The sequence below is a fragment of the Clostridium saccharobutylicum DSM 13864 genome, from assembly GCF_000473995.1.
Taxonomy (GTDB): domain Bacteria; phylum Bacillota; class Clostridia; order Clostridiales; family Clostridiaceae; genus Clostridium; species Clostridium saccharobutylicum.
In genome coordinates this window covers 1,331,129-1,347,804 of sequence record NC_022571.1, presented here as the reverse complement: position 1 = coordinate 1,347,804, position 16,676 = coordinate 1,331,129, and the positions used below count along the sequence as shown (strand labels likewise).

Sequence of the window (16,676 nt, the reverse complement as noted above, 5' to 3'; positions counted from 1 at the left end):
ATAATTTAAATTTTACATATAAAATTCAAATTATAGTTGTTTTGAGTAATAAATTTATCCAATAAAAAATGGAATGTCCATCTATTCATTCCATATAACAAGTACTGAAAATATTATATATAGATTTAACATTCCATTTAAAGATAAAAATATTCACTTTTTAAAATTCTACACTATTTATTTCTTTTTAAATACACCTATACGCATATCTATTGTAATTGTTAACGAATCATACGCGTCTAACTTTTCTTTATTCTCTTGAGTTGTTTTCCAATAATGTGGTGTCATTTTTAACAAACTAACTATCTCTTCTTTATTTAACATAATATCAAATGTAACATTAGATTCTTTTATGTACTCATTCTCATCAACACTAGCTTTATATACTTTGTCATTCAAATGTACCTCTGAATAAATAATATTTCTAAGTTGTATTAAATGATCAGTTCTAGGAAGAACTCTTACAAATATCCCATTATCCTTTAAAACTCTATTACATTCATCGATGTCTATAGGACTAAAAACTGAAAGTATACAATCTATAGATTTATCACCTGCTGGAATATGAAAATTGTTACCAACAAACCAAATACAAGTCTTATTTGCTTTCCCTGCATACTTTACTGCATCTTTTGAAACATCCATTCCATAATAATTAGCTTGAACATCTTTATTATCTATGTAATCTTTCAAGCTTGTTAAATAATAGCCTTCTCCACATCCTAAATCAAGAATATTATATTTACCATTATCATAATCTTTCAAGTGTTCATAAATAATTTCATTGATTTTATCACATAATGGTTTATAGTACCCCCTAGATAAAAAGTCTATTCTTGCTAAAACCATGTCCTTGGAATCACCTGGATTTTTGCTTCTTTTCTGATTACTAATTAATAAATTTACATAACCTTCTTTAGCTATATCATATGTATGGTTATTTATGCATTTGTAAATTTTATTCGAAACATCTTTAATCAACTTTTCTTTACAAACAGGACAAAGTAACAATGTATCATTTAAAGCATTAGTCATATTATCTTCAGCTCTCTTTCCATATCTTACAATCTAGTTATTAAATAAATTCTATTTTCCAATTAAAATATCCAGTTTCTTCATTGTTCTCATACTTAAAATAAGCTGAGAATGTATTTCCTTTTTTACTTTTTAAATTTCTAAAGCCAACTTTTCCATTCTTAAGTAAAAGTTCAATCATTTCCTTAGACACACTTTTCCCAAAAGACTTAATATATTTATCATCTTTCCATATTGTGAATTTACATCCATTTTTCCAATTGCAACATCCAAAGCTCTTTTCTCCCTCAACAACTGGATTCCCACAAACGGGACATGGTCCTAAATTTTCCACATCCTTTGGTATTTCTACTTTAAATCTTGATAACGCACCTGTATCTTGTTTTATTAACTCTACAGACTTAATTGTGAAGTCTTTTATCAATTTCATAAAATCACTTTTACCAAATTTACCTTTTTCAATATCAGAAAGAGTTTTTTCAAGTCTACCTGTATACTCCAAATCCAAAAGCTCTTTAACTGGAAATATTTCAACTATATTTCTTCCAAGATCAGTACATATAAGACTTTTTCCCTTAGTTTTTAAATAACCAATATCCTTTAATTTTTTTATTGTTTCTGCACGTGTAGCAGGTGTTCCTATACTAAATCCACTTAATATAGCCTTCATCATTTCTTCAGAATCTTCTTTTCCTTCTACGCCTTTGCCACATGTCTCCATAACTCTAAGTAACGTTTTTTCAGTATGATGCTTCGGTGGCTTCTTGGTAACTGAATTCACTTTAACTTTTATAATATCCACATTCTCATCTACCATAACTTGTGGAAGAATAACATCTTTACTCTCTATTTTTTCTACTACCTTCCAACCTTCAACAAGCTTTACTTTTCCTTTTGAGATAAATGTACCCTTGACTTCTGAATTATTGGCTTTTAAAGTAACCTTTGTTTCTTCAAATTCAGCTACTGGCATAAATTGCATTATAAATCTATTTTTTATAGCTTCATAAACTATTTTCTCATCTTGACTTAATCCTGTTGCTTTAATATACGTTGGCGTAATAGCACTATGGCTTTCAACCTTCGAACTATCAAAAATTCTTTTTGATGCCACAAACTTAATATCTTTTTCATAAGGAAGACCTGCTTTATGCGTTTCCAAAACCTTTTTAGCTCTATCCTTTAAACTTTCTTCTAAAACTATACTAGCAGTTCTAGGATATGTTGTAAGTTTTTTTTCATAGAGAGATTGTGCAACTTTTAAAACTTTATCAGATGTCCATCCTTTATATTTACTTGTAATGTATCCTTGAAGATTTGATAAATTAAATAAATACGGTGGATATTCTTTTTTAAGTTCTGTCTGTTTATCTATTATTTTAGCAGTTCCACCTTCTAGCAATGGAAGCAACTTATTTAAGTCTTCTTTTTTCTCAAATTTTTCAGATTCATTTTCATAATAAAGGCCTTCAAATTCCTCATTATTTGAGTTTTTAAAATTGGTTGATAATTTATAATAGGTTGTAGCTGTAAAATTCTCTATTTCTTTGTCCCTATCATAAATAATTTTTAAAGTTGGTAATAAAACTCTTCCAATATTTATTGTTTTATTTTCTTCAAATTTATATTTTAATGTGCTCACAGACGTCAAATTTATCCCTATAATCCAATCACTCCATTGCCTGCCAATACCTGCATCTTGTAATGATTGCATTTCTTTATTATTCTTTAAAGAATCCATCCCTTTTTTTACTTCATCAGGTGTCCATTCATTTAATAACAATCTATATATTGGCTTATTAACCTTAAAGTAATCAAATAATTCATCTGCTATAACTTGCCCCTCACGGTCAAAATCCGTTGCTGATATAACACCATCAACATCTTCCTTATCAATTAATCCCTTTATTATTCCAAGTTGCTTTTTAGCACCTTTATCTTCCACACTTCTATCTATGCTATCGCATTTTACCTTATATAAAAAGTTCTCTGGAATGAAGGGGAATTTTTCAAATCTCCAGCCTTTCATATTTTCATCATAATCTTTTGCATCATATAACTGCAAAAGATGTCCAAATGCCCATGTTATATAATAGCCATTGCCCTCAAAATAGCCATCTTTCCTAGTTTTTATCTTAAAAGCATCTGCAATATTCTTAGCAACAGATGGTTTTTCTGCAATAATAACTTTTGCCATGCTATTTTTCTTCCTCCTTGGGTATTATTTTCAGCAATATCTATCTTAACACTAAACTCGAAATAAAACCAGTTACAATATATTAAAACTGAATTTATAATATTATACGACTAACATTTTAGGCACAATAAAAAAATAACAATTCCATCTGTCAAGTCTATTTTTCACCAGATGAAGCTCGAATCGCATATACTCACTGTGTGTTCTCTTAGTAAGCAACCATCATCAAATCATAGATTTAGACTTTCACTTACCTGCTTCCTTGCCTGATGAAAAAATAATCTTGGCATTTTGGACTTGTTATTTTTTTCATGTGCCTTATTTTTACGTGCTTAAATACAATTTACATTTCATTAAGCATCCAAACATAAAAATTTAAAGCACCAGCATATATTAACCAAATTAAATATGGTAGAAGTAATACTGCCGCCTTCGTTCCAGCCTTCTCATAGAACCTTTTAATTGTCAAAATAACAAATAGAATTAATATAATAAGCTCAATAAAAGCCAATCCATAAAGTCTAAATCCAAAAAATATAAATGTCCATAAAAAGTTTAATAGCAATTGTATTCCAAAAACAAAAATTGCAGAACTAGTATCAATTCCTTCATATTTCAATATATAAACTTTATATAATGCTATTCCCATAAGTATATAGAGTATTGTCCATATTATTGGAAATATCATTGCTGGTGGTGCAAACGCTGGTTTCACCAATCCTTCATATACCACTTTCATATTCGGCATGAGCACTGATGTTATTCCTCCAATTAAAAGAGGAATAGCCACACATACAATTAATGGAATAATTCTAATTTTATCACTTCTTGATTTACCTCTCATATATTTACACCTCTAAAAATAAGTTAGGCAGATAAGGCACATGAAAATCAATACTCATCTGCCCTATTATTAAAAGTATATGTTTATCATGTTAAAATATGTATATAGATAGATATGTAAATCAAAACTTATGTACTAGATAACCCAAATGGAGTTCTTGAATTTTCTTCCTTGCGTGAAACAAAATATGTGCCTCATCTTTGGCATATTATTTTTTTATGTTCCTTATTCGATATATATATCAGAAAATTCTACATCTACCTTTTCTTCTAATGAATTAATGGCTAATTCTTCATGCATAAATTCATACTTATTAGTTTCATTAATTCTACACATAGTAATTATAAATCCATTTCCTTTACTCTTGGATATTAACTTTATATTCCCACCTTGTAATTCAACTAATGCTTTAGTTAAAAACAATCCAAGTCCACTGCCTTCTTTGAGTCTATTAAAAGCTTTATTTAGTTTTGTAAATTTATCAAATATATATGGAATTATTTCTTTTCCTATCTTCATCCCATCATTTTTAACTTTAATGCTAACGGTGTTCTCTGATTCAGAATATATATTAATTTTTATACTGCCACCTTTTTTTCCATACTTAACCGAATTAGAAAGTATATTTAATATAATTCTAGTTATCATTTCTTTGTCACAGTTAACATAAACTTCTTCCTCTTCTGAATCAAATATCAAAGTGTTTTCTGCTAGCTTTATATATTTATTACACGAATCTGAAATATTTTCAACCAATTCAACAATATTATATATTTTAAAATCTGGTATAATATATCCTTCTGAAACTTTATTTGCATCTATAAAATTATTTATTGTTCTAATGAGCCTTAAGCAATTTTGCTTAATCACCATTCTATTCTTTTTTATTCCCTCCATATTGCCTTCTGACAAATAAAGATTATCAATTTGCAGTGCTGTAAAGATTGAATTTATAGGTGTTTTTAATTCATGAGAAATATTTGCAAAAAACTCCTGTTTTAATCTATCTTCTTCTAAATATTCTTCAAGTTCCTTTGTTGCTTTTTCATTCTCATTTATATCGCTTATATCATGAATATAAACAATCGTAGTTTCCTTATCTTCATAACTTAAAAATATATCAACATCTAAATTGGTATATTTCATTTTTGCAAAAGGAATATAATTATGTGCTTTTTCTAGATCTTCTAACGTTATATCAAAATATCTTTCTATAAAATCATTTAAATCCATGCCTAAATTTTCATCATTACTCATGTTTAAAGTTCCAACTGTACCTTTATTAATATATTGAAGCTTATTGTAATAAAATAAAAATATACCTCCATAAATTGAATCTACTAATTTATTATACTTATCCTGACTTTTCTGAATCATTAAATTTGTCTCATTTAAAATCGTATTCCTTTTTTTTAAAACTGAGTTAAGTTCCTTTTTTGTCTTAGTTGCTACTTCTATATTATTGTTTATTTTCTGTAAAGAATCTTCTAAATCTTTACTTATTACATAATTATAAAATTTATAAAATGCAATAAATTTAATTAACATTGTAACTATAGCTATCTCTTTGTTTCCAAAATTTAATGATATTATCCCAACATAGTTAAATACTATAGAGAAGATATATAATAATATTTTCTTCAACTCCTTAATAGGCATCTTTTCAAAAAAACTTAATGTATTCAATAATGTAAATAAGCACATAAGCAAACTCATAATAATGTTCACCGCAATAATACATGGTAGAAAATATATTTTATGCTGAGCCATTGTTAAATATATCTCATTATAAATCCACCAAAATATCAATATTAATGTAGCATAATTTATTAATAATATTATTCTTTTAAATATGCTACTTCTAAATTTAAGAATTTTATTTATCTGATAGTATTCTAAAGTAACTTTTCCACTATATAAAAGTAATATATAGTAAATAGACGTTCCTCTATTTAAAACTACAATTTCGAATATATTCAAAAGAATCAAACTAGTTGAAATTACATATACTATATTAAAATTTTTCATAAAAGTTCTTTCAACAAACTTACTTTGTATTATATTCACATAAACAAAAGTCCCTATTATTGCCGCTTGAGTCAAGTTATTAATCAATGTATAAAATTCCAAGTCTTCTGTAACAATAAAATATATTCCTATGAAAACCATTAGTATGAATTCAACTTCTATAATATTATTAATCTTTACTTTATTATGTATTTTATTTAACCATACAAGATTTTTAATATTATTCATACATATTCTCCTTCATCTTTTTAAATTCCATTGTTACATTTGTTCCTCTATCTAAGTTTTTTTGTATATATATAATTCCATCTTGTAATTCAACTAACTGCTTAACAACAAATAACCCAATTCCAGTACCACTTTTAACATCCCTAACAGAATTTTGTCCAACTGCATATCTATTAAATGCTTTATCTATAAATTTTTGGTCCATTCCACTACCATTATCTTTTATCGATATCTTAACATCATTTTCCTCTTCAGTTATTATTACATATATCTTACCATTGGTTTGTGTAAACTTTACTGCATTAGATACTAAATTTAAAATAATTCTATCCATAAATTCTTTATCAATATCTAAATAGCATTCTTCCACGTTAGTATCAAAAATCAAATCAATATCATTCCATTTCACATAATCAACTAATGACATTACCTTTTCTTCAATCATATCCACAATATTAACTTTCTCCAATCTAGGAACTAAATAATTTGAATTTATTCTTGAATTATCTATTAGATTGTTAGTTAATTTAATTAAAGAAATACAATTTTGCTTAGATATCGCATTGTATTTTTTTAATGCGTCTAAATTACCTTTTTCAATATATATCTTTTCTACTTGAGCAGCTGAATAAATCACATTTATCGGTGTTTTTAAGTCATGACTTATACTTGATAAGAATTGAGTTCTCATGCGCTCTTCATTTTTCTTATTTTCTATCTCTTTTCTTATCTCATCAGTTTGAACCTTTGATGTATTATCTTTTATTAATATTAATTTTTTAGTTTCATCTGAATAATTCGCCAGAAATTTACTTTCGATGAATTTCTTTTTATTTCCTATACGAAATATTGCATTATAATCCTTATTTTTAATATCACTTGGCATAAACTCTATATACTTATTTATTTTTTTATTTATAATTCCTCTTGCTTCATTGATATCTGCAAATTTTAGAAACTGTTCATTCACAAATATAATTCTATTATTTTCTGAATTTAAAATTATAATAGGATGAGGCATAAATCTAAAAAATGTTGAGTATAAACATTCCTTGCTTTTTAATACATTTATCGAATTTTCTAATTGCCTGTTCTTTATTACTATTCTATGATTTAGCTTGTCCAGCTCTCGGTTTTCTTCACTTAATGATTTAGATAATTCTTTATAAGGATCTCTTATAAAATTAATTACAATAAAATTGAAAACTATTCTAAAATTTATTAAATGTATAATTTCAACTAAAATATTAATTGCAACCTTGTTGTAACTATAATATCCGTATATCTCTATAATAATAATTAATATAGTTGAAAACATATAGGCTTTAACAATATCTATTTCGTTTTGCTCTAATTTTTTTGAGAACATTGTATTTATAAATATTTTCAAAAATAATGGTATCTCAATAATCCAATAAAATATTCTTATAAAATCAAATAATGTCTTATCATATTTAATCAATATTAAACTTATAGTAATCACACTAAATATTAAATATGGCATTCTACTAATCTTTTTTTTACTATATATGTATTCCCCTAATGAATAACATGTAAGTGTCTCAAGTAATAATATAGTTTCACTACTTAAATCTATGTATCTTATATAATCACTAAAAATATTCCCACTATTAATATTTTTCATAAACCCTATTGATGATATCATAATCATCAAAGAAAAAAATGCCCATATTATCTTAGAAACATATTGTTCAGTATACTTTTTAATGTGATTTAACAAAATAAATAAAGCAATGCTCATAACTATATAGTAAGCTCTAAATATTAATGCAAAATTTAATTTTTGTCCATTAAGTATAAGATTTAATATAAAATAAGATAATATACTAGTTATGTATATATATATAATCCTATATTTATCTAATAACAATATATTTAATATTTTACTATTTTTCTTCATTTTATCCCCTATTTCATAAAAATTACTTCCTAAAATTAATAATTATATTTATATATTACTTTATTTTACTTAATATGTATACCAGATAAGTATATTCTAATAAAATAAATAGGGCTATCTAAAAATACCAACTTAGCATAATATACTGATTGCTTTATACTATAAAAATCAACATATTTCTCTGAAATTTATTTTTAAACCTCACCTATTTTAGATTTCCAACTTATATATATCAATACACATAAAAAATAACAGACCAAAAATGAATTCATATTTCATGTCACACAACGAAGTAAATTCTGGTCATATCATAAAATTTACCACCGAAGTATGATGCGAAATAACAATCATTCTAGTCTATTATTTTTTAATTGTATATAAATCTAATGACGTAATATTTCACTTTGAAACAATTTCTTCATTATTGGTTCAGCACCTTTATTCATTATACCTTTAAATAATATTCCAAGTATTAACGATACTCCCATGCAACCACCTAATATATACAAATCTTTAAACAATATTGGATATACTATTCCTGCCATAACCTGCCTCATTCCATTTGTTGCATATGTAAAAGGCAGATATGGATATATTTTGTGGAAGATTGATGGAGTAACTTCAATAGGAAAATTTCCACTGGATCCTGCAAGTTGAAGTACTAAAATAAATACAATAACCGCTTTACCTACATCATCCAATAAACTGGCTGCTGTATAAATCATTGTTATGAAAACAAGACTCACAAATATTGAATATAAAACGAAAATTATTGAATGAACTGCATAAGCTTTTAATATAAATAGTGCACCCAAACTCGCAACTAGTGCTTGTAATATTCCTATTGTATAAAACAATAAAAGCTTTCCTAAATACACTTGATATGGTCTAATTTTTGTTCCTTCTTCAAATTCCTGTACATGCAATGATAACAAAGCTGATCCTATTAAACCACCAACCCATAAGCACAATACTATATAGAATGGTGCACTTGATGATCCATAATTAGGCCATGGAAATAATCTGTTATCATCAATTTCAACAGGACTTGCCATAAACGCACTTTGTGAATTCCAATCATTAGTTAACATATCTATTGCATCATCTAAATCATTGTTATTATCCATTTCCTTAAGTTTGCTAGATAAATCATGAATTTTTTCCTTCATATCTGGAAATTTATCTTTTAATTTTTTAAGTTCATCATTTGATAAATCTGATGCGTCTTGAAATGAACTTAATGAATTTTCTATCTGTGGCAATGAATCTCTGCTTTCTTTCACCAAGCTCAATCCATTATCAATAATCTCTCTAACTGAATTAAATGCTGAATCAACACCTGGCACAATCTCAGAATCATAACTATCAATTGTATCTGAAACTAATTTATGAACTTCATCTAATAAATCTTTTATATCTTTAAGCATTGGAATATCTAACTTTTCACCATTATCTAATTTTTTTATCTCTTCATCGATTTTATCAATGGCTATTCCTAGTTTTTGGTCAATAGTATCCAACTTATCTAAAGTACTTGAAATTATTTTACTTGTTTCCTTCAAACTATCTTGCATGCTTTTTAAAGAATTTACTTGCTGCTTAACGTTATCTTGTAATTTTTGTATTTCTTCTAAGCCTTGAAGATTCTTATTTATTATAGGATTAGGAATTTCAATATTCGATACCTTATTTATAAATTCTTGTATACTTTTTAATTTATTCCTAGTTTCTTTGACTGTAGCTTGTGTTGCTTTTGCTGAATCTGAAGCTACTAATAGCGTCTTTTTAGCTGACTCTGGTAATATATTGTTATCAAGATTACCTACTGCTGCGCTTGATGTATCAAGTAAATTTTCAGATGTAACTAAATCCTCTTTTACTATTGGCGAAATATCACTTAAATCACTTTGAGCCTTATCTAAATATTCTTTGCTATTTTGTAAAAAATCATCAGTAGAATCAATTGTATCGGATACTGTTGGAATCATTTCGTCTACTTTTACTAGCAAGTTTTTTAATTCTGTAGTCCCATCAATTGAACTGTCTAAAAGTTCCTCAAGCTCTGGCATATTTTTCTCTAAATCATAAACATTGTCCACTGCTTGTCTGATATCAGGTTTGTTATTTTGCAATTCTATTCCAGATTCATTACAGATTTTAAATATTATTCCTGAAACAGTTTTTACAATATTCTCATCCAATTGATTTTTTAATGTTTTTATTCCGGCATCAGTCAACTTAGGTGCTATTGCATTTTTCTTCTCATTTACAGTATATATCAATTTCGGCTTTATAACTTGCTTGTCAACCACTGTAGTAACATCTTCAGAAAAATCTTCTGGTATTTCAATAGTTGCATAATACTTTTCCAATTTTAATCCATTTTCAGCAGTTTGCTTATCTACAAATTCCCATCCTAACTTATTGTTATCTTGTAGATTTTCAATTAATTCTTTTCCTATATTTATATCTTCATCTTTAAAAACTGTCCCTTTATCTTCATTAACCACTGCAATTTTAATACCATTTGTATTTGCATATGGATCCCAGCTTGCCTTTATATTTATCAAAGAATATAATGATGGAATAATTATAAGAATTACTATCATGACTGCCGCTGCCCAATTTGTACATATTTTCTTTATATCTCTTTTATAAATTCTAAATATATTCTTCATAATTTTAATCCCTCTGTTATCTAGATACAAGTTATATTAAACACAATCAAAAATAATATCCCCAGTATTTAGCATCATATTGCATCAACAATTTAAACTAATAGGACAATATGAGCTATAAATTACTTCCTTGCGTAACACAAAATATACTTATCATCTTTGGTCTATTATTTTTTCATGTACCTTAACCATTCATTATTGAACTTTCTTTTAATTTTTTTATAAAAATATCAATTTTATTATTTACTCTCTTTTTAAAGCAGATTCCAATAATAATTGATCCAATCATAAATACACATAATATAGCAGTATCCTTAAATAATATGGAATATACTATCCCCGCCATTATCTGCCTCATTGCACCTATGCAATAAGTAAATGGAAGAAAAGGAAATATATTTTGAAAGATTGTCGGGTTAACTTCTATTGGAAAATTAGCACTAGTACCCGCTACTTGTATTATTAATAAAACTATCCCCGCTATAATCCCTCCATAACCAAAAACGCTAACAGATGTATAAACTATTATCATGAAAACGATACTTGCAAATATACTATAACATATAAACATTATAGGATGTACACAATAACTTCCTAATAAATATAATGCTCCAGTACTAGCTACTACTGCTTGGCCTATTCCAATAAACAAAAATAAAAACATCTTTCCAAAATAGATTTCATGAGGCTTTACTTGAATTCCTTCATCTAATTGGGTTTCTTCTACTTTAAGTAATATAGACAGCATATATGCTCCAATCCATAAACATAAAGTAGTATAAAACGGTGTAACAGTTGATCCATAATTCGGCCATGGATATAATCTATTATCTTGAATTTCAACTGGACTCGCCATAAAAGAACTTTGATCTTCCCAATTATTAGTTATAAGTTCTAATAATTCATCAATATCTTTTTTGTTGTCTATTTGTCTAAATTTATCAGCCAATTTATGAACCCTATCTTTTATACCTGGAAATTTATCTTTTAATTTATTTAATTGCTCATTAGATAAATCTGATATATTGGTAAAGGTGCTTAATACATTTTGTACATCTGGTAAAGTATCCTTATTTTCTCCCAATAAAGTTAATCCATTATCTGTAGCCTCTTTAATTGATTTAAATCCTTTGTCAACTGCTGGTACAAATTGTGAATCATAACTATCAACTATATTTGATGTTAAAGTATGAACATCATCTATCAATTTTCTTAAATCCTTAAGATTGTTAGTATCTAAAAGTTCACCATTATCTAATTTTGCTATATCCTCATTGCTCTTAGTAATGATTGAATCAAGCTTGTCATCAATTTTATCTAGCTTGTCCTGAACATCAGAGATCTTTTCGCTTGCATCTTTTAAATTTTGCTGAAGATCCTTTAACAATTTTACTTGTTTATTAAATTCATCTTGCAATTTTTGTATTACTTCCACACTTTGAAGTGATTTATTAATTGTAGGTTTTTTTATATTTATTTTATCTATCTTATCTATAAATTTTTGTATACTATCAAGTTTACTCTTTATATCTTCAACTGTTACCTTCGTAGCCTTTGCTGAATCTGAAGTTATGAGTAATGCTTTTCTAGCTGTCTCTGGCAATATTTTTTCATCAAGATTTCCTAATGCTACACTTGAATTATCTAATATTTTTTCAGACTCAACTAATTTGTCTTTAATAAGAGGAGATATGTCCGATAAATCACCTTGAGTTTCTTCCATCATATCTTCATTGTCTTTTAAAAATTCATCTGTAGCATCTATTGTGTCTGATACTGTTGGTATAATTTCATTTATTTTATTTAATAACTCAGAATCACTTTTAGTTCCATTAATAGCTCCGTTCAAAATAGATTCAATCTCTGGCATATTTTCATCTAATTTATAAACATCATCAATTATTTTTCTAAGTTCTGGCCTATTGTTTTGAATATCTATTCCTACTTCATCACATATTCTAAGTATTATTCCTGATACAGTCTTTTTTATATTATCATCTAATTGACTTTTTAGTGTTTTTACAGCAGCATCTGTAATTTTAGGTGCTATAGGATTTATTTTTTCATTAGCTGTATAGATTAACTTAGGTTGTTTAATATCTTTTTTAAATAATGTAGTAACACTTTCTGAGAAATCCTCTGGTATTTCAATTGTTGCATAATACTTTTCTGAAAGTAAACCTTCTTTTCCTGTTTCCTCATCAACAAAATTCCATTCTAACCTATCATTATCCTTAAGCTTATCAACCAACTCATCCCCAAGGTTTATGCTTTTATCTTTAAAATTTGTTCCTTTATCTTTATTAATAATCGCAACCTTCATTCCTGAGGTATTCGAATATGGATCCCAACATGCCTTTATATTTATTAATGAATATAGAGATGGAATAATCATCAACATTAATACTACAACTATAGCTATCCAATTTGTAAATATATTTTTTAAATCTTTTTTAAAAATTCTTATTGCGTTATTCATATTTTATCCCTCTGCTATAAAGATTCTTTGTTTATACATTATAACACCAAAATGACTGTAAGTCATTTTTTAAAAATATAGTTTTATATTATATTTTCAAAAATTCCTTTTATCAGTTAAACACAATATATTATATTTGTCACCTATTCTACATTAAAATACATATTATTAGAAATGTATCTCTGCATTAGGCACACGAAAAAAATAATAGACCAAAAGATGAGTAGTATATTTTGCATCAGACAAGGAAACTGATTTCGCTCATAGTAAGCTATTAGTGGAATTAGCTGACGCAGTATGTCACAAAATATACACTCATACTGGTCTATTATTTTTTGATTATGCCTTAATACATTTCTAATAATATGAAAATTATTTTTAAAATATGCAACGCTATATATGCACACATCAAAATCAATTATTTCTAATCAGATTATCATAGTGTGGCACACTATAATCTTATAATAACATTTGAAGAAAGGCACCTACATTTCTGAAGGTGCCGCATTATATACCTATATCTATTTATTACTTAAAGTCTTTTAGCTTTGCTACTGATTTGTAATGTATCTATGGCATTTGTTTGAACATAATTTGAGTTATTAGTATAATATGCTATCTTATGTAGGTTGAGTATTCTTTGTTGAACCAGTCAGATAAATATTTTAGTCCAAGAGCTAATATGCTTAACAGCAAAAACATGTAATTTGTACCATATATCTATAAATAAAAACTCACATCTAATTACAAATTTCAGGAAGTAATAAATATGATTGATATTTAGACCCAGTATATATAGTAACATCCGAATTCCAATTCCTTTCTTCACTTGTATGCATCATTAATGAACATCCACTCTGATCTTGACTTCCTATTTCTAATACTATTGTATGGCCCTCTTCAATAACCATCGCACTATCCCATATTTCTATATCTAAAGGATATACTTCACCTGGTATTAACTTTTCTATTTTGTCAAAGGTATAATAAGGCTTATATTCTGTAGAACGTGATTCATCTATTCTTCTTAAAGATGCACGAAGCCATCCTTGACTTATAGGATAATCAGCAGTATAGCATCCTGAATTAACTACTTCTTTACCATCTGGTGATATATCACGTAATGTTACAAAAATGTCCATATCATCAGTAGACGATGATACATACACTCTTAATTTCATTGGACCTACAAGTTTCATTTCATGTTTTAATGGAGATGTTTTAAATATGACACGATGACAATTTTCTTCATCGATTACAAAAGGCTTTCTCATAGGTATTTCCCATTTTGCAGATTCTTTATTTCTATCTCCTTCGTAAGATACTTTACTTTCCATAGTTTGAATACTTTTATTAAGTTTAAGAGAAGATGCATTTAAATAATAGCGTGTCCAATTAGTATTTTTGAGAGGATATTCATCGCAGTAAATCCAAGAGAACTCTCTACCACCCCTTGGCATTGCAATTTTAACTTTAGGCTGATTCATTAACCCAGTTTCTATTCCTTTCAACCAATAATCAAGGAATTGCTTTTGCATAGCTCGGCTATCTTCATTATAAAATTCTGTAAAGTGACTTCCAATATGCATTTCCAGCCATTTATTTTTAGAAGAAGCATTTTTAAATCCCATTATATTTCCCCTTGAAAATAGTCCTGAACCAAACCAGTTCCCTGCAGATATAAAAGGCACAGTAACTTTATCAAGGTCACAAGATCGCTTTTTCCACCACTCATTTCGCAATGGAGATTCTTTAGCACATGTCATAATGTCAACTCTATTCTTTTCAAGTTCATTTTCAGGCATTATTCCTTTTCCATATTGTCTTGGCATAATATTATTTTCCCACCAAACTGAAAGGAATCCATTATTTAATATTCCTCCTGCATATATTAAATCTGCATATAAGTCAGGTACTCCTTCCCATACTACCATACAAGCAAGATGTGGTGGCTGCTCTTGTGCAACACTCCACTGTGTTATAGCATAATATGAAAAACCCAACAGTCCCACTTTACCATTACTCCAAGATTGTGTTCCTGCCCACTCGATTGCATCATAATAGTCATCTTTTAGAGATTCCGCAACTACTTCCAGAGTTCCTGGTGACCCATTAGAACCTCTTTCATCAATACGCACAACAGCATATCCTTGTGGAACCCAAAATTCCGGATCAGGTGTCCCAGCAGTATTTAAAGGACTTTTATCTTGCACCTTAGAATAAAAAACATGTGAAAATTTAGTATGATTTAGATAATGAATATCTTTTCCATATGGTCCTAGTGTCATTAACACTGGAAATTGTCCTTCCGCATCTGGCTGATACAAATTAGCAGCTAAAAAACTACCATCACGCATAGGAATCTTGATTTCTTTCCATACCAATTTGTAAAAGTGATTTGTTCTTTGATTTATATTCGTATTTTTATCATTCATATTATATTCCTCCATTTTTGTATTTATATTACTTCTAGTACACTTGTACTAATATTATATCTATTGATTTTAATTGTCAATACTTTCATTATATTGATTTTGTTTCTTCTGGAGGATATCATTATAAAAAGAGGTGAAAAAATGAGTGGAAATTTAAAGAAACAAATAATAGAAAAAGCTATAGAACTTTTTAATGAAAAAGGATACGAATCAGTTACTATGCGTGATATTTCAGGAGCTCTACAGATAAGTGTTGGAAATCTAACTTATCACTTTAAAAAGAAAGATGATATTTTATATGCAATAATGATTGAACAATATAATGATCATAAAAATAGAAACTACTCTACCAACATATCTCTTCAAGATTTTAATTCTTTACTAGTAGAAATTATGGATCATCAATTAAAATATTCTTTCTATTTCAACAATGTAGTAGAAATGGGAAAAAAATATCAAGAAATTTCCAAACTACAAGTTAAAGGGAAAATATACTTTAACACTCTAGTCAAAGGTATAATACAAAATTTTGTAGATAATGGATGGATGAAAAAAGAACAATATGAAGGTATGTATGACAATCTTTCCTTTGCTATATTCTCAATTATTATGTTCTGGCCACAGCAAAATTCATTAAAAGATGATGAGTTATCACATAATAAAAATCTTCTGTCAATTATTTGGAGTGTTCTTATTCCAAACTTAACAGATAAGGGGATTAATGATTTGCATTATAATTTATAATTATATAAGAACTAAGCACTTTAGATGATTAATTACAAATAACTAACCTTAAATAATATATTTATTATTTTTTATTGTGCCTTACTA

9 protein-coding genes are annotated in these 16,676 nt (G+C 27.3%); 1 reads left to right on the top strand and 8 read right to left on the bottom strand.

Annotation, left to right across the window (positions count from 1 at the left end; genetic code table 11):
* Positions 1 to 177: 177 nt before the first annotated feature.
* From CLSA_RS05835 to CLSA_RS05800, 8 genes are all read right to left on the bottom strand, one after another.
* Positions 178 to 1,035, bottom strand: coding sequence for a putative RNA methyltransferase (locus tag CLSA_RS05835; RefSeq protein ID WP_022744482.1), 858 nt, complete (start codon positions 1,033 to 1,035; stop codon positions 178 to 180).
* Positions 1,036 to 1,075: 40 nt separating this feature from the next.
* On the bottom strand, positions 1,076 to 3,232 hold the full coding sequence (locus CLSA_RS05830; protein WP_022744481.1) for a type IA DNA topoisomerase: 2,157 nt from the start codon (positions 3,230 to 3,232) through the stop codon (positions 1,076 to 1,078).
* Between the two features lie 343 nt (positions 3,233 to 3,575).
* Positions 3,576 to 4,076, bottom strand: coding sequence for a TspO/MBR family protein (locus CLSA_RS05825; RefSeq protein WP_022744480.1), 501 nt, complete (start codon positions 4,074 to 4,076; stop codon positions 3,576 to 3,578).
* Positions 4,077 to 4,301: 225 nt separating this feature from the next.
* A complete protein-coding gene (locus CLSA_RS05820; protein WP_022744479.1) occupies positions 4,302 to 6,332 on the bottom strand; it encodes a sensor histidine kinase in 2,031 nt (676 codons plus the stop codon).
* Positions 6,325 to 8,253, bottom strand: coding sequence for a sensor histidine kinase (locus CLSA_RS05815; RefSeq protein WP_022744478.1), 1,929 nt, complete (start codon positions 8,251 to 8,253; stop codon positions 6,325 to 6,327). The genes CLSA_RS05820 and CLSA_RS05815 overlap by 8 nt, the downstream gene beginning before the upstream one ends.
* 383 nt (positions 8,254 to 8,636) lie before the next feature.
* Positions 8,637 to 10,931, bottom strand: coding sequence for a YhgE/Pip domain-containing protein (locus CLSA_RS05810; protein ID WP_022744477.1), 2,295 nt, complete (start codon positions 10,929 to 10,931; stop codon positions 8,637 to 8,639).
* 184 nt (positions 10,932 to 11,115) lie between these two features.
* Complete coding sequence (locus tag CLSA_RS05805; RefSeq protein WP_022744476.1) at positions 11,116 to 13,410, bottom strand: YhgE/Pip domain-containing protein; 2,295 nt, start codon at positions 13,408 to 13,410, stop codon at positions 11,116 to 11,118.
* 740 nt (positions 13,411 to 14,150) lie between these two features.
* Positions 14,151 to 15,845 (bottom strand): CocE/NonD family hydrolase, encoded by a 1,695-nt coding sequence (locus CLSA_RS05800; RefSeq protein WP_022744475.1) that lies wholly within the window; start codon positions 15,843 to 15,845, stop codon positions 14,151 to 14,153.
* A 141-nt stretch (positions 15,846 to 15,986) separates the two neighbouring features.
* Here CLSA_RS05800 and CLSA_RS05795 point away from each other — a divergent pair, with 141 nt between their 5' ends.
* Positions 15,987 to 16,589 (top strand): TetR/AcrR family transcriptional regulator, encoded by a 603-nt coding sequence (locus CLSA_RS05795; RefSeq protein ID WP_022744474.1) that lies wholly within the window; start codon positions 15,987 to 15,989, stop codon positions 16,587 to 16,589.
* The last annotated feature ends 87 nt before the right edge of the window (positions 16,590 to 16,676 follow it).

Coding starts and splice junctions, on each gene's coding strand:
- CLSA_RS05825 (WP_022744480.1), bottom strand. CDS start 4,076: ATGAGAGGTAAATCAAGAAGTGATAAAATTAGAATTATTCCATTAATT.
- CLSA_RS05800 (WP_022744475.1), bottom strand. CDS start 15,845: ATGAATGATAAAAATACGAATATAAATCAAAGAACAAATCACTTTTAC.
- CLSA_RS05820 (WP_022744479.1), bottom strand. CDS start 6,332: ATGAATAATATTAAAAATCTTGTATGGTTAAATAAAATACATAATAAA.
- CLSA_RS05835 (WP_022744482.1), bottom strand. CDS start 1,035: ATGACTAATGCTTTAAATGATACATTGTTACTTTGTCCTGTTTGTAAA.
- CLSA_RS05830 (WP_022744481.1), bottom strand. CDS start 3,232: ATGGCAAAAGTTATTATTGCAGAAAAACCATCTGTTGCTAAGAATATT.
- CLSA_RS05795 (WP_022744474.1), top strand. CDS start 15,987: ATGAGTGGAAATTTAAAGAAACAAATAATAGAAAAAGCTATAGAACTT.
- CLSA_RS05805 (WP_022744476.1), bottom strand. CDS start 13,410: ATGAATAACGCAATAAGAATTTTTAAAAAAGATTTAAAAAATATATTT.
- CLSA_RS05810 (WP_022744477.1), bottom strand. CDS start 10,931: ATGAAGAATATATTTAGAATTTATAAAAGAGATATAAAGAAAATATGT.
- CLSA_RS05815 (WP_022744478.1), bottom strand. CDS start 8,253: ATGAAGAAAAATAGTAAAATATTAAATATATTGTTATTAGATAAATAT.